Source organism: Enterococcus sp. DIV2453a, assembly GCF_050533535.1.
GTDB lineage: Bacteria > Bacillota > Bacilli > Lactobacillales > Enterococcaceae > Enterococcus > Enterococcus faecalis.
In genome coordinates, this window is the sequence record NZ_CP172899.1 from 1515982 (window position 1) to 1541955 (window position 25974).

Genomic DNA, 25974 nt, shown 5'->3' on the forward strand with positions numbered 1-25974 from the left:
CGTTTATTTTTCTCTCTTCATATCATACCATTTCTCTTCTTTTTTGCAATTTAAAGAGCTACAAAGACACCTAGAATTAGGAATTTCCTAACACTAAATGCCTTTGTTTGGGTTATTTAACTCTTTCTGTTGTTACGTTAAACTTCCGTACTTTGTAACTGATACATATCCGCATAAAGGCCCCCTTCTGCCAGTAACGTTTCGTGCGTTCCTCGTTCTACAATCTGCCCTTTGTCTAAAACTAAAATCAAGTTTGCATCACGAATCGTCGAAAGGCGATGCGCAATCGCAATTGTCGTTCTTCCTTGTCGCATTTTGGCTAATCCTTCTTGAATCAATCCTTCTGTTTCTGTATCAATATTAGCGGTTGCTTCATCTAAAACTAAAATTTTGGGATCAGTTACAATTGTTCGTGCAAACGAAATTAATTGACGTTGTCCGCTAGAATAACTCGCTCCTCGTTCAATGACTTTCGCATGATAGGTATTGGGTAACGTGTGAATAAATTTATCCGCCTGAACAAATTCCGCAGCCTGTTTAATTTGTTCATCTGTGATGTTTGGATTCAGTAAACGGATATTTCCAGCAATATCTCCATAAAACATGAAAGCATCCTGTAATACCAAGCCCATCTTTTCCCGTAATTCTGTCATGGGAAAATCACGAATGTCACGATCATCAATTAAAATCTGCCCTTCATAAAATTCATAGAAACGCATGAGTACATTAATAATTGAACTTTTACCACTTCCAGTATGACCGACTAAAGCGACGGTTTCCCCGGGATTTGCAACAAAGCTAATATTTTTCAATACTTCGTTTTTGCCGTCATAAGAAAAAGTAACATTACGAAATTCAATTTTCCCGCGAATAATTTCCCCATTCGCACCTACTGATTGTTGCGGTGTTAATTCTTCCGTATCCATAATTTTTAAAATACGACTACCTGCGACAATCCCATCTGTAAAGATACTTAGGAAGTCCATCATTTGTGTCATCGGATTAAAAAAAGCTTGGACATACGTTACAAAAGCATAAATCATTCCCGCTTCTACAGGAGAATGTAAAGCATCGATGCCAAACATAGTTAAGGCCAATGCAATCGCCAACGTATACAACAAATTAATGATGGGACTTAATAATAACGAATTCATACGAATCATTGCTACTCGTGTTTTTAAATAGTCATCATTGGTTTCTTCAAATTCTTTTTCCAAACGTTTTTCTTGGCGAAATTGTTGAATGATTTGCATACCAGAGATGTATTCATTTAGTTTGGTGTTTAATTGACTTAATTTTTCCCGCATACTGCGATATAATTTTGAACTAAATTTTTGGTAATACCAAATTACAACTAATAAAATTGGCAAGAAAATTAGACAATAAAATGAAATTTCTGGACTGAGTTGAAACATTGCAAAAAATGACGAGATTACGGCAAAAATTCCTGTAATCACCATTAGGAATACATACCAGAATTCAAACAATGTTTCTGTATCGTTGGTAACACGAGACACCGTCGAACCCGCTGGTGTTTGATCAAAATAACGCATACCTAAAGTGTGTAATTTTTCAAATAATTTCACTCGTATATATTGATACGTTTTTAAAGAAGCCATCGAATACAAATACCATTGGAAAAACCAAACAATACTTTTGACAATGACACCAAAAAAATAAATAGCAGCAAAAGTTAGAATCACTTGCATTGTAGCAGTTTTAGGCGTTAAATAATTATCCATAAAAACTTGAATGACTCTAGGCAAAAGAATATTGATAATTGATAAGCCAAATGCAAAGAGAATAGCTGTGTAAAACATGCGTCGAAACGGTTTGGCAAAACGAAACAAACGCTGAACAATCGTTAATTGTTCTTTCAGCGGTAACTCTCTGGACCATTCGGATTGATACTTTTCTTCCATTAACTCTCACTCCCTTCAATTTTCGCTTCTAATTGCTGTTTTTCCCACATCCGCTGATACCAACCCTTCTGAGTCAGTAACTCCTGATGTGTCCCCCGTTCAATAATTTTCCCTTCATCCAACACTAAGATTTCTTTTGCATGCATGACACTACTTAAACGATGCGCTGTAATAATAGTGGTTTTTTCTTGGCGCGTTTCTTTTAGATTTGATAAAATCGCCTCTTCAGTCTTCGCATCGACTGCAGATAAGGCATCATCTAAAATTAACAATTCTGGTTCAACAATCAAGGCCCGTGCAATAGAAATCCGTTGTTTTTGTCCTCCAGAAAGCGAAACGCCACGTTCCCCAACCATTGTGTCATAGCCTTCAGGGAATGCTTTAATTTCTTGGTTAATAAATGCTAATGCTGCCGCTTGTTCAACTGCTGCTTGTTCCAAGTCTGGTTTAGCAAAACGAATGTTATCTCGTACCGTCATGGAAAAGAGAAAATGGTCCTGTGGCACGTACCCCATTGCACCCATCAATGCATCTAATGTGTAATTTTTAATGTTATGTTTTCCAAAGAAAATCGTTCCTTGGTATTGGTCATATTCACGCATCAACAATTTCAAAATAGTGGTTTTACCAGCGCCTGTTTTGCCAACAATCCCCAAGGTTTCTCCTTCTTGCAACGAAAATTGGATATTTTCCAAAGCCACCGTCTCTTCTTTTGGATAAGAAAAAGAATCAATCTTCATTGAAATTGTCCCTTGCGCCATTGTTTTGATGGCATCTTTTCGTTCGATAATATGCGTTTTTTCATGTAATAATTCGTTCACACGATCGTAACTAGCATTCCCACGTTCTAACACATTAAATAAGCGCCCAATCGCAAACATTGGCCAAACTAGCATCCCAATATAGGCAATGAAAGAGACCAACTGACCTAAACTAATCGTTCCTTCCATGATGAAACGACCACCAATAATAATTGTCAAAACATAAGAAACACCAATAATCAGCGTAATAAACGGATCAAATAGTGCATCTAAAAAGTTCGTTCGTTTATTTTTGACGATAGCATCATCAATTTTCTCTGTAAAATCAGCAAGATCTTCTTTTTCTTGCCCAAATGTTTTAATGACTTTAATTCCAGTGATACTTTCTTGTGTTTTATCATTAATCGCTGAAAAAGCAGCTTGTGAATCTCGAAAGGCATCATGCAACTTAGAACCTAGAACTCGTGAGGTGACCGCTAATAAAGGCAGCGGTAATAAAGCAATTAATGTTAAGCGCCAATCGACAAATAGAACCATTGCGATAATCGTTGTTCCTCCCGTAATCACAGAGTCAGCAAATGTTAAAATCCCAGCTCCAGCCACATTTTGGATGGCATTTAAATCATTGGTTGCATGCGCCATCAAGTCACCTGTCCGATATTTCTGATAAAAGATGCTATCCATTTTTGTGAAATGATGAAATAATTGAGTCCGTAGCTCTTTTTCCAAACGAGCGGCACTCCCCCAAATATGCATCCGCCAAATATATCGAAAAAGATATTGGGCAAGCCCAGCACCAATCAAGAGTGCAACCCACACGATAATTTTCGTTAAGCGAATTTCTTTGTTAACGATTTCATCTACAACGACGCCAATAACTTTGGGCGGGACTAATTGAACAAGAGCGACCATCATTAATGAGAAAACCCCAATAATATAACTTTTTTTCTCTTGCTTAAAAAACCAGCCTAATTTTTTGAATATGGACATTCAGTTGTCCCTCCTTTTACTTTGTTGTTCTACGAAGACTACTTTCGAGCTAGAAGGTTTCTTCGTTATTGTTGTTTTTGATTAAACGTCTCGCTCTTTTCCTCCTAGATTATCCTATTCTCCCGCAAAACAACAAAAAAACGGACTGAAAATCAGCCCGTTTTTACACTTATTCATGATTACCTGAATAACCTTTACTATTTTCCTTGGTTTTTCATTTGTTGCATCATTTGTCTAACCTTTTTCTCTGACGGTTTTTGACCCATTGATGCCATCATCATGCGTAACATATCCTCATTAACGGGAGGATTTTTTTTGAAATAATCTTGCATATATTTGCGTGCAAGGAAAAAGCCCCCTGCAGCGCCTACTAATAAAGCGATTACTGCGATTAATACTACCCAACCTGTTGCCATTGAAACTCTCTCCTCTCCGTATAGTTTTGCTCTCAATGAATTATTTTACTAGAAATAGCAAAAAAAGAAAAGTTCTTTTTGCGGGATTTCTCTTAAATAATGAAAAAAGTCTGATTTTTTTGCAAAATAGTGATTAAAAGTCAAAAATATACGCTCTTAAAGGTCAATAGGACCTTTAAGAGCGATTGTTGCTTTAGTTTTGTCCTTGAATTTTTTCTAATAATTCTGGATCAAATGTTTGATTTTTTAACATCGCAATTTCAAAGCCGTAAGGGGCCTTTTTATTTTTTTTGTCTTCTCCGACATAAGGTGTTTCTAAAATTTTTGGTAAAGCAGTTAATTTTTCATGGTGAACCACACCGTTTAAAGATTCAAAACCAATAGTGCCAAAACCAATATTGGCATGACGATCTTTATGTGAGCCCATAGGATTTTTAGAATCATTCACATGAATGACTTTTAAACGATCCAATCCGATAATTTTATCAAATTCAACTAATACGCCATCAAAATCATCTTTTACATTATAACCTGCATCATTAATGTGGCAAGTATCCAGAGTGACAGAAAGTTTATCATTTAGCGTAACTCCGTCAATAATCGCAGCTAGTTCGTCAAACGTACGGCCGATTTCGGTCCCTTTACCAGCCATTGTTTCTAAAGCGATTTGAGGGATTTGCTCTTTCCACAAGACTTCGTTTAGACCTTTAACAATTTGTTTGATGCCGGCTTCTGGACCTGCGCCAACATGCGCACCTGGGTGTAACGTGATTTGCGTTGCTCCCAACGCTTGTGCTCGCTCAATTTCTTGTCGCAAAAAGTCAACGGCAAAACCGAAATTTTCCGTTTTGATTGTATTGCCTAAATTAATAATATACGGGGCATGAACGACGATATTACTTAAATTGTGTTCCTTCATAAACGCTTGCCCAGCTTCAATATTCATTTCTTCAATCGGTTTCCGGCGCGTGTTTTGTGGCGCACCTGTATAAATCATAAAGGTTGTTGAGCCATAACTAGCCGCTTCCTCGGCAGAGCCTAATAGCATTTTCTTGCCACTCATACTAACGTGTGATCCTAATAACATGTGGTTCCTCCTAATAATTCTTCTTTTTCTTTTGGTAGTGTTGATACTGTTGCAGCCATTCTTCAAGCGTGATTTTTGTTACTAATTCGCCAATTAGTTCATAGGGTATTCGCTTAGGATTAGTGAAGCGAAGACAACTTTTCCCCATGTTTAGCTTTGTTGACACTTGTTCCTGATAGGCTTCTTGAAACCAACTTCGGACGGCTTCATTTCCCATTAATCCCATGTGATATAAAGCTACTTGCCTTTTAGTAGCGCCTAAACTGATAAATGGTAACGGCTCATCACCACGGTTGAGATAGCCTTCTGGAAATACTGAAAGCGGCACAACAAAGGTTGGCATGCCATATTGCATTGTTAATTCAAATCCTGCTGGCAAATTTTGCGAAACGGCGTCTAATACTTGCTGATAAGCAATTCGCCATTTTGGTTCGACTGTTTCGATGTATGCTGTAACTGTTTCAATTAACTGCGCCATTATTTCTTCCTTTGCTGATAAAGAGCTTTGGTTTTATAGCCTTCTTTTAAAATGGCTAACATTTCAGTTTGCCGCTTTTTCCGTGTCTCCGCTCGCTTTGCACTAAATACATACCGCGCCCACTCTTTTTGATAACCAGGCGTTAATGCAGCGAATGTCGCTGCAGCAGCTGGTTCTGTTTGTACCAACGCTTCAATTTCTGGTAAATATTGAACATAATCCCCAACAGCAGAACTGGTCTGATTCTTCGCTGGCTTTTTAAGAACATTCTTCATGCCGACAACCGTAAAAGTCTCATCTAAACTAACCATGCGATTAAATTTTAAGGTTGAGCCTTTAATATACCCATCTGCCTCGTTTACTTGTAATGTTGGAAAAATTTCATCTCGGTGGACAAAGGTTGGATACATTTTATTGCCTTTTTTCGGATAAGCCACATATAACAACCCATTTTCTACTAAATGTTGACCTTCAATCACCATTGAAACAATCTCTTGAAATTCCGCCATCGTTTTCACAAATGCAAAAATCAGCTCAACTGGTTCTGAGGGTAATTGCTGCGCGGCTGAAGCAAATTCAGATAGATACTCTCCCTGTGGTCTATTTAAAGTAACTAGTTGCTGATACTTCGTTAAGTTTAACTTTTCGACAATTGATTTCATAACCTACTCCTTATAGCGACTGCACTTTTTATTCTAGCATAGCACAAGTTATCTGTAATTGAATATGCCCAATAGTAAAAAAGAGTTTTTTGTAACATTTGTCCTTTTGATTTTCAGCTTTTTATTTCAATACTATCTTGACAAAGGACTTTTCTTACAGTCCTCCTTATTGTTGATACAACAATACCCACCCATTACTTTTCTAATATAGTCTATAACAAATTTGAATTTTTATTGTAGACTTTTGTGAACATTGATATACTATCTTTATCGTCTATATGCTTTAACCAATACTTTTCCTTAATGAATCACCATAGAGAGGAATAATAGTCTAACTTTATTAGTGATTAACACTTTGGACATTCACAAAAAGCTTGAAGCAATAAATATATTAGCAATAATAATTTTACTGGAAAGGTGGTGAAATAGAGTGGGAATGTTTACAAAAGGACAAAAAAGTGCTGCAGAATCTATTTATCAAAAAGAAATAAAAAAATTTTTAAAACCTAAAGATGGTTTAACTCATCTAGTTATGGTAAATAGTTTTAGTAAATGGATTAATCAAAATTTTGGCTGTGAGGACAAATACACTACGCAAATTGATGAAATAATATCTTCTATGCAGTTAGATGGTTATGAAATTGTTGATATAAAAATTGATTCACTACAAAATCAAGGTCTGTCAGGATCTATGGAAGGTTTCCATACAGTAATATTATACAAGTAAGGATTGGCTATCTGTAGTGAGACTTAAAAATTAGACAGAATACCGACCAGAGAAACTTGGTCGGTATTTTTATATAATAAACCGTTCAAGATAATGTTGGTGACTATTGATTCTAGTACTATAAGCAAAACTTTATAAAAAGACTTGCTTACATTAAGGTAAACAAGTCTTCCTAAAGCAAAATATTAAGCTAGTATTAACTGTTAACTATTATTTTTAATTTATAAACCGTATAAGATTGAAGTTCACAGTGTTTTAGTATTTTAACAAGAAATATTTTTTCTTCCCGCGACGAATCACAGTAAATTGTCCTTCAATTTTATCAGTTTCTGTCAATTCAGCTGCTAAATCTTGTCTACGTTCTCCATTGACGTAAATCGCTCCATTTTGAACATCTTCACGGGCTTGACGTTTGGATGGTTCTATTTTTGAGGTAACTAATAAGTCGACTAAACTTAATTGATCCTCTGGTTGCACCTCGTACGTTGGTACATCTTTAAAGCCTTGTTTAATTTCTTCTGCTGTTAAGCTTTGGATATCCCCGCTGAATAAAGCTTCTGAAATTTTAACCGCTTGATGATAGGCTGCTTCACCGTGGACTAAAGTAGTCACTTCTTTGGCTAACGCTTTTTGCGCAGCACGTTGACCTGGGTTCGCTGTAAATTCTTCTTCAATTGTTGCAATTTCATCCAATGTTAAGAAAGTAAAGTATTTCAAGAATTTCACGACATCACGATCATCTGTGTTAATCCAGAATTGATAAAATTCATATGGCGAAGTTTTTTCCGCATCTAACCAAACTGCGTTTCCTTCTGTTTTACCAAATTTGGTACCATCTGCTTTTGTAATTAAAGGCATAGTTAAGCCAAATCCTTGAACTTCTTGTTCTCGGCGTAATAATTCAATCCCTGAAGTAATGTTCCCCCATTGATCACTGCCGCCTAATTGCAATAAACAACCTTCTGTTTCGTACAATTTCAAGAAATCATACGCTTGTAATAATTGATACGCAAATTCAGTATAAGAAATTCCTGTTTCGATTCGGCGTTTCACGCTTTCTTTACTCATCATATAGTTAATTGTAAAGTTTTTTCCAACATCACGTAAGAAATCAATTAATGAAAGCTCTCCAAGCCAATCATAGTTATTTGCTAGAATCGCTGGATTTTTTTCATCTTCAAAATCGATAAAACGTGACAACTGGCCTTTAATACTTTCAGACCAAGCTTTCACTGTATCAAGTGTGTTTAAACTACGTTCTGCATCTTTGAATGATGGATCACCAATCATGCCAGTTCCGCCACCAACTAAAGCAATGGGCACATGGCCATTTTGTTGGAAACGACGTAACATAAGAATTGGCAGTAGATGCCCGATGTGTAAACTGTCTGCCGTTGGATCAAAGCCGATATATAATTTAACAGATTCTTCATTTAATTGTTTTTGTAAGGCTTCTTCATCTGTGACTTGGTAGACCAACCCACGGGCTTTTAATTCTTCAAAAAAAGCTGAATTCATGATTTTCCTCCTATAGTAAAACATAATAATAGATCAAATTCCCCTATTCATAGTAACCGATTCTGTCACACTTGAAAAGTCAAAAAATGAGATTTCCCTATTTTCTCTTAAGTTTTTTCAACAAAAAATGGCAATTGGTGTAGAAACTATTCATAGAAGCTTTTTTTTGCTATAATAACACAGAATGTATCATTTTATTGAGGTGAAGCTTTTGAAAAATAATTCAAGTAACAATAAGCAAAAACCAACGACCTCTTCTGGCGGCAATGTCTTTTTACTTATTTTAAATGTCATTATTCGCGTTTTTCAGTCATTAGTGGTTTTTGGGGTTATTCTGATTGTCTTAGGTGGCTCTCTTGGCTTAGGTATCGGAATGGGATATTTTGCTTTTCTAGTTGAAGATACACAGCCCCCAACGAAGGAAGAATTGCAAAAAGAAATCAGTGATATTACCGAAGTGTCAAAAATGACTTACGCAGACGGTACCCCGATTGCTAACATCAAATCAGATTTAATTCGGACACGAATTAATGGCGATCAAATGTCTCCATTGCTAAAAAAAGCCATTATTTCAACAGAAGATGAATATTTTGAAGAACATCATGGGGTGGTACCAAAAGCGCTAGTTCGAGCGCTGATTTCTGATGCGACAGGTATCGGCGGTTCTTCTGGTGGTTCAACATTGACTCAGCAATTGGTCAAGCAACAGATTTTAACTGACGAAACGACTTTTAAACGGAAAGCCAACGAAATTTTATTAGCTTTACGTATTGAAAAATACTTTTCTAAGGACGAAATCGTGACAACTTATCTAAATGTCTCCCCTTTTGGTCGTAATAACAAAGGTGAAAATATTGCAGGCGTGGAAGAAGCAGCCAAAGGACTCTTTGGTAAAAGTGCCAAGGACTTGAATCTTCCTCAAGCGGCCTTTATCGCAGGACTTCCCCAAAGTCCCATTGTTTACACGCCCTATACTAACACCGGTGCCTTGAAAGACGATTTGTCTTTAGGCATGAAGAGAAAAGATTTTGTTCTTTTCAGTATGTACCGAGAAAAAGCTATTTCGCAAAAGGAATATGAAGAAGCCAAAGCTTACGACTTGAAAAAAGACTTTTTACCAACTGAGCAGGCCAATGTCAATACAGAAGGCTATCTATACTACACGGTGTTAGATAAAGCAGTTGAGATTGTCATGGATTTAGATATGAAGAAAGCTAAAGTTAATCGTGATGATTTAGATCAAGTTGGTTTAAATCAATATAAAGAACAAGCACGTCGCGAAATCCAGTCGCAAGGCTATACAATCCAATCGACCATTGATCAGAATATTTACAACACGATGCAAACCGCTGTCGCAAATTATGGTTATTTGCTTGATGATGGCACTGCAGATGTCAATGGGAATACAATGATTGAAACTGGCAATATTTTAATGGATAACGCTACTGGTCGTATCCTCGGTTTTATCGGCGGCAGAAACTTCGATATTAATCAAAACAACCATGCCTTTAATGCCGATCGTCAAGTTGGTTCTACGATTAAACCAATTTCTGTCTATGGCCCTGCGATTGATCAAGGACTCATTGGTTCTGAAAGTCGTCTGGCCAACTACCCAACGACTTATGCTGATGGTCGTGAATTTGTTAACTCAACAACTGTGGATTTAAATCAATTCGTGACTGTTCGGAATGCCTTGAATTGGTCTTTCAATATCCCTGTCGTTCATGTTAATAATGAGCTAAGGAAAAAAATGGGTGATGATAATTTTTCTTACAATCACTACTTAAGTAAAATGAACTATCCAGCTTCAGATGCTTGGGCTTACGAATCTGCGCCATTGGGTCCAGTAGAAACAAATGTTGTAACTCAAACAAACGGTTTCCAAGCGCTTGCTAACAAAGGGAAATATCAAAAAGCCTACATGATTGAAAAAATTACAGACAATAGCGGACATGTGGTCTACGAACACAAAGATGAAGGAACGCAAGTTTATTCACCGGCGACCGCTTCTATTATGAATGACTTGTTGCGTTCAGTGGTGGATTCTGCGAATACGACAAAATTCAAACCAACGTTAGCTGGCTTGAATCCTCATTTAGCCAGTGCTGATTGGGTCGGAAAAACTGGGACAACTGATGAGTTTAAAGATTCATGGCTGATTGTCTCTACTCCAACTGTGACACTAAGTTCTTGGACGGGACATGATCTACCAGCGCCAATGACGACAACCAGCGGCGACAATAACGGGAATTATATGGCGAACTTAGCTAATGCGCTGTACTATGCGAATCCAGAATTGTTTGGCATTGGTCAAAAATTTGAATTAGACCCAAGTGTCATTAAATCAAAAGTTTCTGAATTTACTGGTGAAAAACCTGGCTCAATTACCTATAATGGTGCTAAGTTCAATACACCTGGCAAAACAACGACTTCATACTATGCCAAAGATGGTGCACCACAAAGTACCTATAAATTTGGGATCGGCGGAACAGACAGCAATTACGCTTCTTACTGGGGAAATCTTGCTCCACGTGCCACTACAAATAATAATAACAATAAAAACAACGATAATAAAAAGAACAACTAAAGAATTTGGTAAGTTAAGCTTGCAACCAAAATTATGTAAAAAAGTAGAGACGTAATCCATCAATTGATGAATTACGTCTCTACTTTTATTGCTTCTCTTATTCTTTACCATCGATACTAGCTCTAGCTATTCAAAAAATAGCTCCTACATCTAATGAAATAATATGCAGCAATCAACCTATTTTAACTAAAATAATCCCTTTCTGTTTCTCAAAACAATAGCAGATACTATTAAACTTATTAATACATAGACAACTATCATCTTTAAAGAAAAATCAAATGTAAGACTTATCTCATCCATCGGCTCATACCCATTTCCTCCATTAATAATTTTAGGAAAATTCATATAAGCTGTAAAGAAAAATTTATTGGAAATCAGGCTAACTCCTGAAGATAATACCACACCAACAATTAGCAAGCTATGAACAATCAAATTTCCAGTAAATAGTGAAAGCAAGAAACTGAATACTGTCAATGCTAATAACAGCATACCAAACATAATTAGGCTTCTCGACAAATAGTTAGAAAGAGAAATGATTGTAACACTTTGTCCCTTTTCAATAATCGCGACTGGATAATCAGGGTTTCCCAGACCATTTTTGAAAAATGCACTGATTACAGAAAGAAAGATTGACAGATAAGAAACTAATCCGATTGTAAACAAAATACTACTTATTTTAATAGAATATTTTTTCCATAGTTTTAAGGGAAGGCCATTCCATAAAGAAACAGTATTTTTTCTTTTTTCTAAAGTTGCGAGCGCTATAATCATTAAACTAGGGATAATTAATAATAATGTGTATGGAAAATCCATCGATAAAAGAAAACCTAGGTAATTCAAAGCAGGCATTTTAGCAACTTCAGAAGAATCCACTTGTTTGATCCTGTTTTCAGATAAATATTGTAATTCTTTGACTCTTTTTTGTTGCTCAATAATTGGTATACTATACAACGTTCCTTTTAACATTGCATTTAAATTACTTTCTTCCAATTTTTTCTCAGCTTCTAATAAAGCCCATTCATCACCAATTTTGATGGCATTAATTGCTTTCCTTAATTGCTCACTTTCATCTTCTATCTCATTTAAAGTTTCTTTTGCTGCAGGTTCATTTTTCATTTTTTCTTTCGCTTGTTCGTTATTTTTGATTCGGTTTTCATATTGCATTTCTTTAAAAGAAAGTTGTTGGGGTTGAGCTAGCAACGGATAAATTAACATTAAAATAAAGGCTACAAACACAAACCACAGACTCTTCTCTTTCAATATTTTTATCGTTTCTATCTTAAGCATTTCTCTCTTCTCCTCTTAAATATAAGTTATCATATTGTTCACGTAAAGAAAGGTTACGTTGATCATTCTCAACCAACTTTTTATTTTTCATAAATAAAATACGTGTACATGTGTGTTCAACATTATACAAATCATGAGAAGATAAAATAACTATTTTATCTTTGGAAACTATTTCTTTTAAGCACATTATGAATAAACTAACACTAGTAGGATCCAAGCCATTAAAAGGTTCGTCTAACAAAAGTATTGTTGCATCACTTGCTAGGTACATCGCTAATAATACATGTTGTTTCATTCCGAGAGATAATTTTTTTATTGTTCTATTTTGATATTCTTTCATCTTTAATTGTTCAAAAATATGCTCTATATCGCTATTACTTTTCCAAGCGGCTTTAATATATTCAAGATGTTCTTTCGGCGTCAAATAATCATATAAATTTTTACTACTTTCAAGAAAAAATAGTTCTTTTAAATACGTTGCACTTCTACTATTGTAATCAATCTTATTTAAACTAATATTTCCATTTTTTCTAGGGATTAAACCAGATATAGCATTAAAGAACGTGGTTTTTCCAGTTCCATTAGGAGCAACTAAGCCAATTATTTCACCAAATTCAGCGTGCATAGATAAATTTTCTATAATTGTTCTATTACCATACTCGACAGTTAATTCTTTTACCTTCACAGAAACACCTCTTTTTTTAATCTAAAGATACCATAAGCAATGCTTTACCGACCGATTTTCTAATCAACTTAATCTTATTTTAATTTTCAATCTTACTGTGTATTAATAGCAGAATGCAAAAAAGGACAAGAAGAAATCATTTTCATGATTTCTTCTTGTCCTTTTTTGCATTTCTAGTAGAATTTTCTCTTATTTTGTTGAACCTTTTTGATCAATTCCATAAGGTAAAACAACTGTTTTTTCTTCAATTTCTTCTTTGTTCATTAGTTTTGTTAATAAGCGCATTGACACGGCACCGATATCATATAAAGGTTGTGTAATACTTGATAGACGTGGACGAGAGACTTCTGTAAGCAATGAGTTATTGCTTGTAATGATTTCAAATTCTTCTGGAACTTTCACACCAGCATCTAGCATCCCATCTAATAAACCAATCGCTAGCTCATCATCTGTAACAAAGGCAGCTGTTGCTCCACTGTTACGGACACGCTCAGCCAAATTAATACCTGCTTTAAATTTATATTCAGATTCAAAAACTAAGCCTTCATTATAAGACAAGCCATTTTCCGCTAAGGCTTCTTTGTAGCCTTTCATTCGGTTTTGACCATTAATTGGATCGATTAATGCACCACTAACAAAAGCAATTTTTTTGTTCCCATTTTTCGCTAAAGTCGCTGTTGCATCTTTCGTTGCTTCTGTGTAATCAATATTAACGCTACCAACTTGTTCGTCTGGATCAATTGAACCTGCTAAGACAACAGGTGTTTTTGAACGTGAAAATTCACCACGAATATCATCTGTAATGCGATGACCCATAAAGATAATCCCATCTACTTGCTTGGCAAGTAAATTGTTTAATACAGTAACTTCTTTTTGATCGTCTCCATCTGAATTAGCTAAAATGATATTATATTTATACATTGTAGCCACGTCGTCAATGCCACGTGCTAATGAAGCAAAAAATGCATTACTAACATCTGGAATAATGACACCCACTGTTGTCGTTTTTTTACTTGCTAAACCACGTGCGACTGCGTTAGGACGGTAATCTAAGCGATCAATCACTTCTAAGACTTTTTTACGCGTTGCTGGTTTTACATTGGGATTACCATTGACAACACGAGAAACAGTAGCCATAGATACATTTGCCTCTCTAGCAACATCATAAATTGTAATTGTTTGTTTTTCCATGTTTCTTCTCCTATAAATATGAATTTGTTCTCATTTTCTGAAAACACTGTTTACATTTCTTTCCTAGCCTAGAATATCAAAATTCTTCTATTTTTGCAACCGTTTTATCGTTTTTTCATGAAAATTTACTTTCCATTTCAAAAGGAACTTTTTGTCATTTCATGTTATGATAGTACTGTGATTCACTTCAGAATAAAAGAAAGAAGGATGTTTTATGAATCAAGAAAAAATTGCCGATTTAAAAAATTGGATGCACCAAGAAAAGATTGACTTCACTTATATTAGTGATCCTGGTCATATCGCTTACTTTTCCGGTTACGAAAGCGAACCTCATGAGCGCGTGTTAGCTTTGTTTATCGCTGCGGACGACCAATCATTTTTATTTACACCTGCATTAGAAGTCGAAGATGCCGAAAATAGTAGTTGGACTTATCCCGTTTATGGTTATTTAGATAGCGAAAATCCTTGGGAAAAAATTGCGGCTTTATTAAATAAACGGACACAAGGCACACCACGCTTTGCTTTAGAAAAACAAGCTCTTTCTTTAGCTCGTTTCGATCAATTGAAAACCTATTTCCCAGCTAGCGATTTTTCGCATGATGTTACGCATTTAATTGAAAAACTTCAATTAATTAAAACAGAACCTGAAATTCAACGTTTACTAGAAGCTGGTAGTTGGGCTGATGTCGCTTTTGAGATTGGCTTCAAAGCAATTCAAGCAGGCGTTGCGGAACAAGAAATTGTTGCAGAAATCGAGTATCAATTAAAACGTCAAGGTATTCGCTCAATGAGTTTTGATACGTTAGTCTTAACAGGAAAAAACGGAGCTAGTCCTCACGGGGTACCTGGCGAAACAAAAATTGAGCCCCATGACTTAGTGCTATTTGATTTAGGTGTTGTTCATAATGGCTATTGTAGTGATGCCACACGAACAGTCAGCTACTTGGAACCTTCTGATTTCCAAAAAGAAATTTATGGAATTGTTTTAGAAGCACAATTAGCAGCAACTGAAGCGGTGAAACCTGGTGTTACAGCAGGCGAATTAGATGATATTGCCCGAGGTGTAATTACAAAAGCTGGTTATGGTGAATACTTTAACCATCGCTTAGGCCATGGCATTGGAACCACTGTCCATGAATACCCATCGCTAGTTCATGGCAATGATTTAGTCATTGAAGAAGGTATGTGTTTCTCTATTGAGCCCGGTATTTACATTCCTGGAAAAGTAGGCGTTCGTATTGAAGATTGTTTACACGTAACGAAAACAGGCTCCGAACCATTCACTAAGACAACCAAAGAATTGCAAATTATTCAATAGCATAAAAATAAAATGAGGCCATCAGTCAACCGGACTGATGGCCTCATTTCTAAATTTTAAGGTAAGCCGCTGAACAAAAGCAACACGATCCGTTGCTAACTTTCATAAGCTAAACACTTGTTACCCTTTAAATTCTTTTTTTACGTCTTTCGCTGCATCTTTAACATCTTCTTTTGCTTCTGCAGCTTTTTCAGGAACATCTTTGGTGGTTTCTTTTGCTTCATCGACACCAGCAGAAACAGTTTCTTTGGCCGCTGCCGCAGAATCTTTAACGTCAATATAGATATCTTCTGCTGCATCTTCGGCAATTTCACCTAAATCTTCTGCGTGATCTTGAGCATCGTCAGCTGCTTTTTTAAATTGATCAGATAAATCACCTGTTTGTTTTTTAAAGTTATCAAGCATGTCGCCAGAAACACCTTGTGCTTTATCCAATGAATCTTTTGTTTTTTCTTTGACAGAACCTGCCAAATCAGAGGCTTGATCTGATAAAACGCCGGCTTTTTGTTTTGCGATTTCTGTTAATTCTGTTCCTTTTTGAACAGCATAATCTGTGTAATCTTGCGCTTTGTTTTTTAAATCATCTGTTTGATTTGATAAATCATCACGTAATTCTTTACCTGATTTTGGTGCAAGTAATAATGCGGCAACGGCTGCTGCTGTTCCACCAATTACTGCTCCTAAGAAAAATCCGCCTTTTTTAGCCATAAAAATCTCCTCCAATTAGTTATTTGTTTTTTTATTTTTTGAACGCATTGCTCTAAAAGCAGAACCGCCTACTTTACTCACTAAACCAGCTTTCGCTGTGCCTTTCCCTACGGTTCCTACCTTTGTAATCAAATGTTTACTTGAGGTGTTCAATTCAGAGACACTTTCGCTTAAATCAGCAACGGCCGTAAACAACGGATCAATCGTTGCCACTTTTTGATTCACATCTGTCAATAGTTCATTACTTTTAACAAGCAAGCCTTCCACTTGGCGACTCAATACATTCACATCGCTAGTCACGACTTTGATTGTTGTATTTGTTTCATCAATTGTATCTTCAATTTTTGAAACAACTTGAGAGACTTTATATAACACAAGTACTAAAAAGATGACTAAAACAACAAATGCTACCGCTGCAATTAAGGCAGCAATTTCCCCACCTGACATATCATTACTCCCCTCTGAAATTTTATTTATAATCTTAGGATAACACCAACTTATATTTTTCACAACTCATAAAGCTAAGAATGACAATTTATTTTATAAAATTCTCATGCCCTTTTCTTTAAGAAAAAAAGCGTAAAATTTCCTTCTAACGAATTGAAATTTTACGCTTATTTTTATTTATTTTTCTTTTGGTTGCTCTTTTTTCGCTAATTGAGCACCTAAATTAATAATGTATTCTCGTAAATTATCTTTTACTTCTGGATGAGTCAAACCATATTCAATGCTTGTTTTCATAAACCCAAATTTATCGCCAACGTCGTAACGTTCTCCTTTAAACTCACGAGCAAAAACGCGTTGTGTTTTATTTAAAGTGTCAATCGCATCTGTTAACTGAATTTCGTTACCAGCGCCTGGTTTTTGATTTTCAAGTACATCAAAAATTTCAGGGGTTAATAAATAACGGCCGATAATCGCTAAATCACTTGGTGCTTCCTCGGGTTTTGGTTTTTCAACAAAATTCTCGACATTGTATAGTCCTTTTTCGATTTCTTTTTCTGGGTTGATAATACCATATTTTGAAGTATCTTCATGGGGTACTTTCATTACCGCAATTGTCGAAGCATGTGTTTGTTCGTAATCATCCATTAATTGTTTCGTTAATGGCACTTTATCTTCCATTAAATCGTCGCCTAACATCACGACAAAAGGTTCATTGCCAACAAATGCTTTCGCTTGTAAAACAGCGTGTCCTAAGCCTTTCGGATGGGATTGACGAATAAAATGTAAATTAACATCCGTTGTTTCTTCGACTAATTTCAATAAATCGGTTTTATTTTTTTCTTTTAAATTATTTTCTAGTTCAACATTTGAATCGAAATGATCTTCAATCGGACGTTTGGCTTTGCCTGTCACAATTAAAATATCTTCGATTCCTGAAGCTAGTGCTTCTTCTACAATAAATTGAATCGTTGGTTTATCAACAATCGGTAACATTTCTTTTGCCATCGCTTTGGTAGCCGGCAAGAAACGTGTTCCTAACCCAGCTGCTGGAATAACTGCCTTTTTAACTTTCATCTTTTTTCCTCCTAAAAATCAAGTGTAAATTCGTTTTCGGTTTTGCCATCGCGCAACATGATTTCTTTTGCTGCTTGTTGTACATCTTCGTCATTGTACAAGACATTGTAGATTGTTTCTGTGATTGGCATTTCGACTTCTAGTTGTTGTGCCAATTCATAGGCTGCTTTAGTTGTTGAAACACCTTCCACAATCATGCCCATGTTTTCTAAGACTTCATCTAACTTATGGCCTTTTCCTAATAAATTACCCGCACGCCAATTTCGAGAATGGACACTTGTACAAGTAACAATTAAATCCCCAACACCACTTAAACCAATAAATGTTAATGGGTTTGCTCCCATCGCAACCCCTAAACGACTAATTTCTGCTAAACCACGAGTCATAATTGCCGCTTTGGCATTATCACCAAAGCCTAAGCCATGAATCGCTCCGGCGCCCAAAGCAATAATATTTTTTAAGGCCGCCCCTGTTTCTACACCAATCACATCATCATTCGTATAAATTCTAAAGTAATCATTCATAAACAACTCTTGCACATACACAGCGTCTGCTAAATTTTCGCTTGCTGCTGTAATGGTTGTAATGTCATGAACAGCGACTTCTTCTGCATGGCTTGGACCAGATAAAACCACAATCCCTTGCCGTTTTTCTGCTGGAATCTCTTCCGCTATCACTTCTGAAATCCGCTTATGTGTACCTTGTTCGAGCCCTTTACTTGCATGAATAATAATTGGTTTTGTTTTTAAATATTGGGCCACTTCTTGTGCTACTGAACGAATGGCTTTAGTTGGTACCACAAACAGTACCGCATCCACATCTACTAAAGCAGTGGCTAAATCAGTGGTTGCCTGAATTGAAGTAGGTAAGATTAATTCTGGTAAATAATGTTTGTTGGTATGTTTTGTATTTATTTCATCGATTTGCTCTGGTTTATTTCCCCAAATACAGACCTCGTGTCCATTTTCGGCTAATACTTGAGCTAAAGCTGTCCCCCAGGAACCTGGTCCTAAAACAGCGACTTTTTGTTTCATCGGTGAAACTCTCCTTTCGCTAAACAACGTTGCTTCTCTAGTTTACCATATTCTTCGATCAAGTTGGATTAAGAAGTTGTTATTTTTTTCTTTTGTTTCTCCCGATTGTAAAATTTCAAATTGGGATTTCTTCTACGAACGATCACAATAACAATTGCTGCCACGAACATCACTAAAGACAACAATTGTGAGACACGAATATTACTAAACGCATACAAACTGTCCATCCGTAACCCTTCGATGAAGAAGCGGCCGAAAGAATACCATATTATATAACCTAAAAAGACTTCGCCTTCTTTTAAAAAGTGTGGCTTTTTGCGTAATAACACTAAAACGATAAAGCCTAAAACATTCCAGACAGATTCATATAAAAATGTTGGTTGATGATACGTTCCGTTGATATTCATGTTATCAATGATAAACGATGGTAAATGAAGATTTTCTAAAAATTGTCTGGTGGTCGCTGGCCCATAGGCTTCATGATTCATAAAGTTGCCCCAGCGACCAATTGCTTGCGCTAAAATCACACTTGGTGCGGCAATATCTAAAAAAGTCCATGTAGAAATGAAACGATGACGCGTAAAGAAAAACAGCGCCAGTCCCCCACCAATAAGACCACCATAAATCGCTAAGCCACCATTTCGAGTAAAGAAAATTTCAATCGGATTGTCTACATAATCTTGCCATTGAAAAGCGACGTAATACAAGCGCGCGCCAACAATTGCTGCAGGTAATCCCCAGAGCATAAAGTCAAAGACATCATCTTCTTTTAAACCAACACGAACGGCTTCACGACTACTTAGCCAAACAGCTAAAGCAATCCCTGAAACAATAATAATTGCATACCAATAGACGGGAATACCGAAAAGGCGAAATGCAATTGAATTTACTTGAGCTAACATCATCACATCTTCTCCTTCTATTCTCCTGAATTTTCTTCAATCAAACGGGTTAAGCGCTCTTCGAACGTTTTTGTTGCATCATAGCCCATTGTTTTCGCGCGGAAGTTCATTGCTGCCACTTCAATAATAATGGCCACATTTCGGCCGGTCTTAACAGGAATACGAATCTGAGGGACATCAACGTTAGCTATTTCAACCATTGCATCATCACTACCGAGGCGATCATATTTCTTGTCTTTTTCCCACGCCTCTAAATAAACGACCAATTGAACTTGCATAAAGCCACGGACCGCACTAGCTCCAAACAGGTTCATGACGTCAATAATTCCAATACCACGAATTTCAATTAAATGCTGCAAAATTTTTGGTGGCTCTCCCACCACGGTTAATTCATCTTGCTGATAAACATCGACACGATCGTCTGCGATTAGCCGATGTCCACGTTTAATAAGCTCTAAAGCTGTTTCACTTTTACCAATACCGCTATCTCCTTGAATCAAAACACCAAGTCCGTAAACATCAACTAAAACCCCATGGACACTTGTCCGAACAGCTAAACGGCCATCTAAATAACTGGATAGTTCCCCTAGTAAACGGGAAGTTGAAATCGGTGAACGTAATACAGAAACCCCATTTTCTTTTGCTGCTGTAATTAATTCTTCGGGGATTTCTAGTCCTCTGGATACTATAAAGGCTGGAGTATCTTTCGCACATAAACGGCGCATCACTAATAAACGCTCTTCAGGCATCATTCGTTCCGCAAAGGTAATTTCTTTGCTCCCAAATAATTGTAAACGGTCATGGGAATAATAATTAAAATACCCAGTTAATTCTAAACCTGGCCGGGAAATTTCACCAGTTTTAATTGTTCTATTTAAGCTTTCTTCATCTCCATATACTACTTCTAAAGAAAGATTTTCTACCAGTTGATAAATCTTTACCACTTCTGTCATATCGAATGTCAGTCCTTTCTGCTACTTGTTATATTTTATCATTTAAAAATACAAGTTTCTAGCTATTCACTAGATAATTCCTAGAATTATCATATTTCAAAAAAATGAAACTATTTTTCAGTGAAATTACCTATGCTATTTCTGTTACTTGACTATTTCAGAAAACTTTGTATACTTGAAGCCGATCCTTTTAAGAAAGGAGGAAACTTATGAAAGAATATTTAAAGGAAAAAGCCCATCAATTACCGTTAACGCCTGGTGTTTATTTAATGAAAGACGCAACCGACACAATTATTTATGTGGGTAAAGCCAAAAAATTAAAAAATCGCGTGTCGAGCTATTTTATTAATAGTCATCAACATTCTCGAAAGACGATGCGTTTAGTCAAACAAATTATAGACTTCGATGTTCTCCATACTGACACAGAATTGGATGCGCTCCTCCTAGAATGTCAACTGATTCAACAGTATCGGCCGCGCTACAATCGCCAAATGAATGCTTATGAACAATATTCTTATGTATCGGTAGCCGTTAATGAGCGGCAATTAGAGATTAAACTCTTAAATATTCCCACTAAAGAGAACTGTTTTGGTCCTTATTCGATTCGCCGAAAATTAAACCGTTTAAAAATAATTTTGGATAGTATCTACGATCTCGTCCCAACCAACTATTGGCATCAAACCTTTCAAAAAGAGAGTGCCATTCCGACCGAACTATTTCAACAAGAATTGTTCGACTTTTTCCATAATCAAGGACGAGAACCAATCAAACGAATTGCTCAACAAATGCAAGAAGCTGCTGAAAAACAAGCCTTCGAAAAAGCGGCAAAACTCAAAGAAGATTGGCTCTTTTTGAAGCGCTTTGCAAACCAAAATCAACGAATTAGTCAAGCTAACCAACGAGATTGGCAACTGATGTGGTTACCTTGTCAGAAAAAAATCAAATACTATTTAATTTACCAAGGCTTGGTGGTAGCAACACGTGTTGTTACTAAACAAACGTTTCAAAAATATCCACCGCTTGAACTAGCAAAAAAAATCATGCCCAAAAAACCACCGAAAACAATTGAGCATTACTCGAAGCAACAAGTTGATTTTTTAAACATTTTATATGGCTATATCAGCCGCCATCCAGAATGTCACCTAGAAAATTTAACCATCGAAAAAGCCTGAAGAACGCATTTTATGCTACGTTCTTCAGGCTTTTTTATTCATATTTAGATAAATTGTGATCCGTAACGATCGTATTGACAATTGACATAATTACAGCCATTAGCACCGCTGCCCAAAAACTTGAGAAGCCAAAGTTCATTTCCCCCACAAAAAACGAGGTCATTTGTAAAATCGCTGCATTGACGACAAAGCTAAATAGACCAAACGTTAATAAAGTAAATGGGAGCGACAAGATTGTTAAGACTGGTTTCACCAACATATTTAGGATTGAGAGAACAAAGGCGGCAATAATTGCAGGCATTATGCCTCTCACATGAATCATGCCAGGAAAAACAACTGATAAAGAAATGAATGTCAGTGTATTAACAACCAATCGCTGAAAATATGTCATTAAAAGTCACTCCATTCGTCATCATCAATTTTTTCCGCTTCTTTACGTTGCTTTTTATTGGCAGCATAAGGATTTTCATTGCGAACATTTCTATTATAAGGATTTTGATGGCCGTAGCCGCGATCGCTTCCTGTTCTTCCAGAAGGGATCAAGACTGCTAAGGCAATGTATAAGAGAATGCCTGGAAATCCTGCTGAGAAAAAGCTGAGCAAGACATAAACAACACGAATAATTGTTGGGTCAATTCCTAGCCAATCAGCAATCCCAGCTAAGCTTCCTGTTAAAACCACGTTATTCGGAGATTTTGTTAGTTTTCTTTTCATATGTTTTCACCTCGTCTACTAAATTTTACACTAGAAAGGCTGATTCGTCAGCCCATCTAGCTTAAAATTGTTAATTATTTATCCGTATCTTTTAGGAAAATACTTCCCGTTGTTGTAGAAGCATTAATTTGAGCCATTGATTCTTCCAGTACACGTCTAAAATGTAATTGTTGATTGCCGCGATCTTTCTTTTCACGAACAACTTCAATATCTGTTAAACGGCTGTTAATACTACCTAAATTCGTTTTCACTTGCCCTTCAACACCTAAGTCATTTGGCAAGGCCAATTTGATATTCCCATTTGCAGAGCTTGCTTCAACACGGCGAAGCGTTTTTTCTTTAGCTGTAATGCGGATATCTCCATTAATCAGAGAGACACTTAGACTTTCTGGTGCCGCGGAAATAGACACATCACCATTGACTGTTTCAATAATGTTATCTAAAATCGTTCCTTCTAGGACTTTAATTTCACCATTCACGCCTTCAATTTCTAACATAGTTGCATCAATTTTTTTAAACGTAATCGTCCCATTCGTTGATTTTGTGTAAACATCTTTCGCTGTTAACTCTTCTACTAAGACATTTCCGTTTAATAATTTAACAGATACATGATCGTAAGTGCGTTTTGGTAAATAGAACGTTAAATCTGCTTTCACCCGTTTGTTTGGCACTTGGAAAGAAATCGTTTCATCATCCACATCAATGTCACTTCGTTCTAAGAAAGCTTCCATTGGTGAATCTCCTGCCATTTTACCATATAATTTGATTTTTGCTTCGACTTTCACATCTTCTTGATCCCAAGTTTTGAAAACCACGGTACCATTTGCTACCTTGACATCAATTAAACTTGCTTGTGGATTTGGATAGTTAAACTCATGTTCAAACTTAGTTGTTGCCACACCAGGAACTTTCATTTTAATGTCTTTCCATTCCACATTATCATTCATGGTATCACTGAAAGAATTAAATGTTTTTTTCAAGAATTCTCCCACTTGGCCGCCAACTTCGGCAACTTTGCCGCCGACTTGGTTAAAGGTGTCTGTGGCTTGATCTTTCCACTCTTCAGAGAATTGAGAAGAAACTTTTTCTTTTGTATCATTCCATTGACCTTTCCATTGTTCTTTACGAATGTTTTTTAGTTCTTCTTCCAGTGCTGTTTTTTCAGTACTTTGAGTCGCTAATTTTTCTTCTAATTGTGCAAGTAAAACGTGCAAGTCTTTTCGTTGAACTTGTTCATCTTCTGTTAATGCATCTAATTCTTCTTTTGTATCTAATGTTCCAATTTCTTCTGCGACTTCTTTAATTTCTTCTTTGATGCCGGCAATTTCTGCGTTGACTTCGTCCAATTCAGCCGAAGCACGATTGGCTTTTGTTGCTAACTCATCAAGAATTCTTTCTAAGTTTTCACGATCTTTTTCTGCACTGTCCTGTGTATTTTCTTCAAACGAATCAACAGTAGGTCCTTCTGATTCGCCTTTTTCTAATGCATCCATTAAATCTGCGACTTGATCTTCTTTATTTGTTGTTCCAATATTTTGTGTATCAACTTTTTCAGCAGCTTTTTCGATTTGTTTTTCATCTTTTTCAGTTGCCATATTTTCTAATAAAATTAACGCTTCTTCTGACGTTAGAATACCTTTTTTCACTAATTCTAATACGCGTTCTCTTTCTTTCATGGATATTGCCTCCTTAGCAAATTTTTCACTCAATAGTGTTTTCCTTACATGCATTATTATGCCTTGTTTTTGATCATTTGTCATAGGACTTAAGAACGATTTCTTCTCATTAGTAAGGACTAGTTTTATAAAATCAGTTCATTTTATGCTAAAAAAACTAGGAATTGGTCTAAAAAAGGCCGTCTCCTAGTTTTTTTATTTGTTTTTCTTAAAATTGTTCGTCACGATTACTATTCAATTCGGTAATTTTACCAGTTGCCAAGTAAACAATCCACTCACAAATATTTGTGACATAGTCGCCAATTCTTTCCAAGTATTGTGCCACATGTAGATAATCAGTTCCGCTAATGACCGTTTCTGGATTAGCTTTCATTGCTTCTACGGCATGTTTGTAAATACTATCGAAATATTCATTAGTACGATCATCCATTTGTGCAATCATTCGTGCATCTTTTTGATCCGTTTTAACATAGGCGATTAAAACATTATCCACCATTTTTTTCACATAATCAGACATATCTGAAATTTCTTTTTCGATTTCAGGAATACGTGTTTCTCCTTTTAAGCGAATCGTTGATTTAGCAATTGAAACGGCATGGTCCGCCATTCTTTCTAAATCCGAACTAGCTTTCATAACAGTAATAATCATACGTAAGTCTGTTGTCACTGGTTGTTGTAACGCAATCATTTCAAAACTCTTTTTCTCAAGTTTGACTTCCATATCATTAATTTCAATATCGCGATCAATCACTTCTTGAGCCAATTTTTTATCATGATTAATATATGCCTTAACAGATTTATGGACGGCACTACTAACCATCATACCCATTTCATAAAATTGATTGTGCAGATTCAATAGTTCTTCTTCAAATTGTGTCCGTAACATTCTTTTTCCCCCTTTTAACCAAATTTACCAGAAATGTAATCTTCTGTTTGTTTTTCTTTTGGATTTAAAAATACTTTTTTCGTGTCATTAAATTCAATTAAATCACCTTGTAAAAAGAAGGCCGTTTTATCAGAGATCCGTGATGCTTGTGACATATTATGTGTCACCATAATCATGGTATATTTCTCTTTTAATGTTAACAGCATGTTTTCAATTTTACCACTAGAAACTGGGTCCAAGGCGCTAGTTGGTTCATCTAATAAAATAATATCCGGTTCCACAGCTAAAACACGAGCGATACAAACCCGCTGTTGTTGTCCACCAGAAAGTGAAAGTGCACTTTTGTGAAGTTTATCTTTGACATCCTCCCAAACGGCAGCAGCTTTCAAACTGGTTTCAACTGCTTCATCTAAGACTTGCTTGTCTTTGACTCCTTTTAGGCGCAAGCCATAAATCACATTTTCATAAACTGAAAATGGAAATGGATTAGGTTGTTGGAAAACCATGCCAATTTCTTTACGTAATTCAACGTTATCTGTTTTCGGTCCATAAATATCTTTTCCTTTATAGACAACACTTCCAGTAATAGTTACGTCTGGGATTAAATCATTCATACGATTCAAGCAACGTAAATACGTTGACTTCCCGCAACCAGAAGGACCAATCATGGCAGTTAATTCTCCTTGATTAAAAGTTAAATCAATGCCTTTCAATGCTTCTTTTTTCCCGTAATATAAATGTAAATCTTTTGATGAAATAATTTCTTTGCCCATCTTGCT

General features: G+C 36.1%; 25 protein-coding genes. 4 read left to right on the plus strand and 21 right to left on the minus strand.

Annotation, left to right across the window (positions count from 1 at the left end; all coding sequences use genetic code 11):
* Positions 1 to 137: 137 nt before the first annotated feature.
* The 6 genes from IGK03_RS07515 to IGK03_RS07540 all read right to left on the minus strand — a co-directional run bounded on the left by IGK03_RS07515 (position 138) and on the right by IGK03_RS07540 (position 6316).
* Positions 138 to 1922, minus strand: coding sequence for an ABC transporter ATP-binding protein (locus IGK03_RS07515; RefSeq protein ID WP_002374713.1), 1785 nt, complete (start codon positions 1920 to 1922; stop codon positions 138 to 140).
* Positions 1922 to 3673, minus strand: coding sequence for an ABC transporter ATP-binding protein (locus tag IGK03_RS07520; RefSeq protein ID WP_010713354.1), 1752 nt, complete (start codon positions 3671 to 3673; stop codon positions 1922 to 1924). Before IGK03_RS07520 ends, IGK03_RS07515 begins: the two co-directional genes overlap by 1 nt.
* Positions 3674 to 3870: 197 nt before the next feature.
* Positions 3871 to 4089, minus strand: a complete 219-nt coding sequence (locus IGK03_RS07525; RefSeq protein WP_002357397.1) for a YneF family protein — start codon at positions 4087 to 4089, stop codon at positions 3871 to 3873.
* 193 nt (positions 4090 to 4282) lie between these two features.
* On the minus strand, positions 4283 to 5176 hold the full coding sequence (locus IGK03_RS07530; RefSeq protein ID WP_075578534.1) for a deoxyribonuclease IV: 894 nt from the start codon (positions 5174 to 5176) through the stop codon (positions 4283 to 4285).
* 10 nt (positions 5177 to 5186) lie between these two features.
* Positions 5187 to 5654, minus strand: a complete 468-nt coding sequence (locus IGK03_RS07535; protein WP_010707518.1) for a DUF1801 domain-containing protein — start codon at positions 5652 to 5654, stop codon at positions 5187 to 5189.
* The gene (locus IGK03_RS07540) at positions 5654 to 6316 is read right to left on the minus strand and encodes a YdeI/OmpD-associated family protein (protein ID WP_010713352.1); all 663 of its coding nucleotides are present in this window, start codon (positions 6314 to 6316) and stop codon (positions 5654 to 5656) included. The genes IGK03_RS07535 and IGK03_RS07540 overlap by 1 nt, the downstream gene beginning before the upstream one ends.
* 436 nt (positions 6317 to 6752) lie before the next feature.
* Between IGK03_RS07540 and IGK03_RS07545 the strand changes: the two genes are divergently transcribed.
* Entirely contained in the window at positions 6753 to 7043 is a 291-nt protein-coding gene (locus IGK03_RS07545) for a hypothetical protein (protein ID WP_002393362.1), read from the plus strand.
* A 255-nt stretch (positions 7044 to 7298) separates the two neighbouring features.
* Here the strand turns inward: IGK03_RS07545 and tyrS are convergent, their stop codons facing one another.
* Positions 7299 to 8561 (minus strand): tyrosine--tRNA ligase, encoded by a 1263-nt coding sequence (tyrS, locus tag IGK03_RS07550; protein ID WP_002357324.1) that lies wholly within the window; start codon positions 8559 to 8561, stop codon positions 7299 to 7301.
* Positions 8562 to 8745: 184 nt separating this feature from the next.
* On the opposite strand from tyrS, the gene IGK03_RS07555 reads away from it, so the two are divergent.
* Positions 8746 to 11148 (plus strand): transglycosylase domain-containing protein, encoded by a 2403-nt coding sequence (locus IGK03_RS07555; protein WP_202334843.1) that lies wholly within the window; start codon positions 8746 to 8748, stop codon positions 11146 to 11148.
* A gap of 186 nt (positions 11149 to 11334) precedes the next feature.
* Here the strand turns inward: IGK03_RS07555 and IGK03_RS07560 are convergent, their stop codons facing one another.
* The 3 genes from IGK03_RS07560 to ccpA form a co-directional block, all read right to left on the minus strand.
* A complete protein-coding gene (locus tag IGK03_RS07560; protein ID WP_010713350.1) occupies positions 11335 to 12435 on the minus strand; it encodes an ABC transporter permease in 1101 nt (366 codons plus the stop codon).
* Positions 12428 to 13120, minus strand: coding sequence for an ATP-binding cassette domain-containing protein (locus tag IGK03_RS07565; RefSeq protein WP_010713349.1), 693 nt, complete (start codon positions 13118 to 13120; stop codon positions 12428 to 12430). The genes IGK03_RS07560 and IGK03_RS07565 overlap by 8 nt, the downstream gene beginning before the upstream one ends.
* 189 nt (positions 13121 to 13309) lie before the next feature.
* The gene (gene ccpA, locus IGK03_RS07570) at positions 13310 to 14311 is read right to left on the minus strand and encodes a catabolite control protein A (protein WP_002357319.1); all 1002 of its coding nucleotides are present in this window, start codon (positions 14309 to 14311) and stop codon (positions 13310 to 13312) included.
* A 214-nt stretch (positions 14312 to 14525) separates the two neighbouring features.
* Between ccpA and IGK03_RS07575 the strand changes: the two genes are divergently transcribed.
* Positions 14526 to 15629 carry an aminopeptidase P family protein gene (locus IGK03_RS07575; protein WP_202334844.1) on the plus strand — a complete coding sequence of 368 codons (1104 nt, stop codon included), beginning with the start codon at positions 14526 to 14528 and terminating at the stop codon, positions 15627 to 15629.
* 120 nt (positions 15630 to 15749) lie between these two features.
* Here the strand turns inward: IGK03_RS07575 and IGK03_RS07580 are convergent, their stop codons facing one another.
* The 6 genes from IGK03_RS07580 to hprK all read right to left on the minus strand — a co-directional run bounded on the left by IGK03_RS07580 (position 15750) and on the right by hprK (position 20747).
* Positions 15750 to 16337 carry a YtxH domain-containing protein gene (locus tag IGK03_RS07580; protein WP_002381831.1) on the minus strand — a complete coding sequence of 196 codons (588 nt, stop codon included), beginning with the start codon at positions 16335 to 16337 and terminating at the stop codon, positions 15750 to 15752.
* 15 nt (positions 16338 to 16352) lie between these two features.
* The gene (locus IGK03_RS07585; protein WP_002357316.1) at positions 16353 to 16784 is read right to left on the minus strand and encodes a DUF948 domain-containing protein; all 432 of its coding nucleotides are present in this window, start codon (positions 16782 to 16784) and stop codon (positions 16353 to 16355) included.
* Between the two features lie 177 nt (positions 16785 to 16961).
* Positions 16962 to 17858, minus strand: coding sequence for a UTP--glucose-1-phosphate uridylyltransferase GalU (gene galU, locus IGK03_RS07590; RefSeq protein ID WP_002357314.1), 897 nt, complete (start codon positions 17856 to 17858; stop codon positions 16962 to 16964).
* 11 nt (positions 17859 to 17869) lie between these two features.
* A complete protein-coding gene (locus tag IGK03_RS07595; RefSeq protein ID WP_010713347.1) occupies positions 17870 to 18892 on the minus strand; it encodes an NAD(P)H-dependent glycerol-3-phosphate dehydrogenase in 1023 nt (340 codons plus the stop codon).
* 68 nt (positions 18893 to 18960) lie between these two features.
* Positions 18961 to 19794, minus strand: coding sequence for a prolipoprotein diacylglyceryl transferase (gene lgt, locus IGK03_RS07600; protein ID WP_016618333.1), 834 nt, complete (start codon positions 19792 to 19794; stop codon positions 18961 to 18963).
* A gap of 17 nt (positions 19795 to 19811) precedes the next feature.
* A complete protein-coding gene (gene hprK, locus IGK03_RS07605; protein WP_002357309.1) occupies positions 19812 to 20747 on the minus strand; it encodes an HPr(Ser) kinase/phosphatase in 936 nt (311 codons plus the stop codon).
* A gap of 209 nt (positions 20748 to 20956) precedes the next feature.
* On the opposite strand from hprK, the gene IGK03_RS07610 reads away from it, so the two are divergent.
* On the plus strand, positions 20957 to 21919 hold the full coding sequence (locus tag IGK03_RS07610; protein ID WP_202334845.1) for a GIY-YIG nuclease family protein: 963 nt from the start codon (positions 20957 to 20959) through the stop codon (positions 21917 to 21919).
* A gap of 34 nt (positions 21920 to 21953) precedes the next feature.
* Here IGK03_RS07610 and IGK03_RS07615 read toward each other — a convergent pair whose 3' ends face one another.
* The 5 genes from IGK03_RS07615 to pstB form a co-directional block, all read right to left on the minus strand.
* Positions 21954 to 22310 carry a phage holin family protein gene (locus tag IGK03_RS07615; protein ID WP_002357307.1) on the minus strand — a complete coding sequence of 119 codons (357 nt, stop codon included), beginning with the start codon at positions 22308 to 22310 and terminating at the stop codon, positions 21954 to 21956.
* On the minus strand, positions 22310 to 22633 hold the full coding sequence (locus tag IGK03_RS07620) for a PspC domain-containing protein (protein ID WP_002357306.1): 324 nt from the start codon (positions 22631 to 22633) through the stop codon (positions 22310 to 22312). The genes IGK03_RS07615 and IGK03_RS07620 overlap by 1 nt, the downstream gene beginning before the upstream one ends.
* A gap of 74 nt (positions 22634 to 22707) precedes the next feature.
* Entirely contained in the window at positions 22708 to 24309 is a 1602-nt protein-coding gene (liaX, locus tag IGK03_RS07625) for a daptomycin-sensing surface protein LiaX (RefSeq protein ID WP_002360155.1), read from the minus strand.
* A gap of 208 nt (positions 24310 to 24517) precedes the next feature.
* Entirely contained in the window at positions 24518 to 25195 is a 678-nt protein-coding gene (phoU, locus tag IGK03_RS07630; protein WP_002357304.1) for a phosphate signaling complex protein PhoU, read from the minus strand.
* A gap of 14 nt (positions 25196 to 25209) precedes the next feature.
* A complete protein-coding gene (pstB, locus tag IGK03_RS07635) occupies positions 25210 to 25968 on the minus strand; it encodes a phosphate ABC transporter ATP-binding protein PstB (RefSeq protein ID WP_002357303.1) in 759 nt (252 codons plus the stop codon).
* Positions 25969 to 25974: the final 6 nt, after the last annotated feature.

Excerpts from the sequence above, each read along its gene's own strand:
- IGK03_RS07515 (WP_002374713.1), bottom strand. The coding sequence starts at position 1,922 with ATGGAAGAAAAGTATCAATCCGAATGGTCCAGAGAGTTACCGCTGAAA.
- IGK03_RS07520 (WP_010713354.1), bottom strand. The coding sequence starts at position 3,673 with ATGTCCATATTCAAAAAATTAGGCTGGTTTTTTAAGCAAGAGAAAAAA.
- IGK03_RS07525 (WP_002357397.1), bottom strand. The coding sequence starts at position 4,089 with ATGGCAACAGGTTGGGTAGTATTAATCGCAGTAATCGCTTTATTAGTA.
- IGK03_RS07530 (WP_075578534.1), bottom strand. The coding sequence starts at position 5,176 with ATGTTATTAGGATCACACGTTAGTATGAGTGGCAAGAAAATGCTATTA.
- IGK03_RS07535 (WP_010707518.1), bottom strand. The coding sequence starts at position 5,654 with ATGGCGCAGTTAATTGAAACAGTTACAGCATACATCGAAACAGTCGAA.
- IGK03_RS07540 (WP_010713352.1), bottom strand. The coding sequence starts at position 6,316 with ATGAAATCAATTGTCGAAAAGTTAAACTTAACGAAGTATCAGCAACTA.
- IGK03_RS07545 (WP_002393362.1), top strand. The coding sequence starts at position 6,753 with ATGTTTACAAAAGGACAAAAAAGTGCTGCAGAATCTATTTATCAAAAA.
- tyrS (WP_002357324.1), bottom strand. The coding sequence starts at position 8,561 with ATGAATTCAGCTTTTTTTGAAGAATTAAAAGCCCGTGGGTTGGTCTAC.
- IGK03_RS07555 (WP_202334843.1), top strand. The coding sequence starts at position 8,746 with ATGTATCATTTTATTGAGGTGAAGCTTTTGAAAAATAATTCAAGTAAC.
- IGK03_RS07560 (WP_010713350.1), bottom strand. The coding sequence starts at position 12,435 with ATGCTTAAGATAGAAACGATAAAAATATTGAAAGAGAAGAGTCTGTGG.
- ccpA (WP_002357319.1), bottom strand. The coding sequence starts at position 14,311 with ATGGAAAAACAAACAATTACAATTTATGATGTTGCTAGAGAGGCAAAT.
- IGK03_RS07575 (WP_202334844.1), top strand. The coding sequence starts at position 14,526 with ATGAATCAAGAAAAAATTGCCGATTTAAAAAATTGGATGCACCAAGAA.
- IGK03_RS07580 (WP_002381831.1), bottom strand. The coding sequence starts at position 16,337 with ATGGCTAAAAAAGGCGGATTTTTCTTAGGAGCAGTAATTGGTGGAACA.
- IGK03_RS07585 (WP_002357316.1), bottom strand. The coding sequence starts at position 16,784 with ATGTCAGGTGGGGAAATTGCTGCCTTAATTGCAGCGGTAGCATTTGTT.
- galU (WP_002357314.1), bottom strand. The coding sequence starts at position 17,858 with ATGAAAGTTAAAAAGGCAGTTATTCCAGCAGCTGGGTTAGGAACACGT.
- IGK03_RS07595 (WP_010713347.1), bottom strand. The coding sequence starts at position 18,892 with ATGAAACAAAAAGTCGCTGTTTTAGGACCAGGTTCCTGGGGGACAGCT.
- lgt (WP_016618333.1), bottom strand. The coding sequence starts at position 19,794 with ATGTTAGCTCAAGTAAATTCAATTGCATTTCGCCTTTTCGGTATTCCC.
- hprK (WP_002357309.1), bottom strand. The coding sequence starts at position 20,747 with ATGACAGAAGTGGTAAAGATTTATCAACTGGTAGAAAATCTTTCTTTA.
- IGK03_RS07610 (WP_202334845.1), top strand. The coding sequence starts at position 20,957 with ATGAAAGAATATTTAAAGGAAAAAGCCCATCAATTACCGTTAACGCCT.
- IGK03_RS07615 (WP_002357307.1), bottom strand. The coding sequence starts at position 22,310 with ATGACATATTTTCAGCGATTGGTTGTTAATACACTGACATTCATTTCT.
- IGK03_RS07620 (WP_002357306.1), bottom strand. The coding sequence starts at position 22,633 with ATGAAAAGAAAACTAACAAAATCTCCGAATAACGTGGTTTTAACAGGA.
- liaX (WP_002360155.1), bottom strand. The coding sequence starts at position 24,309 with ATGAAAGAAAGAGAACGCGTATTAGAATTAGTGAAAAAAGGTATTCTA.
- phoU (WP_002357304.1), bottom strand. The coding sequence starts at position 25,195 with ATGTTACGGACACAATTTGAAGAAGAACTATTGAATCTGCACAATCAA.
- pstB (WP_002357303.1), bottom strand. The coding sequence starts at position 25,968 with ATGGGCAAAGAAATTATTTCATCAAAAGATTTACATTTATATTACGGG.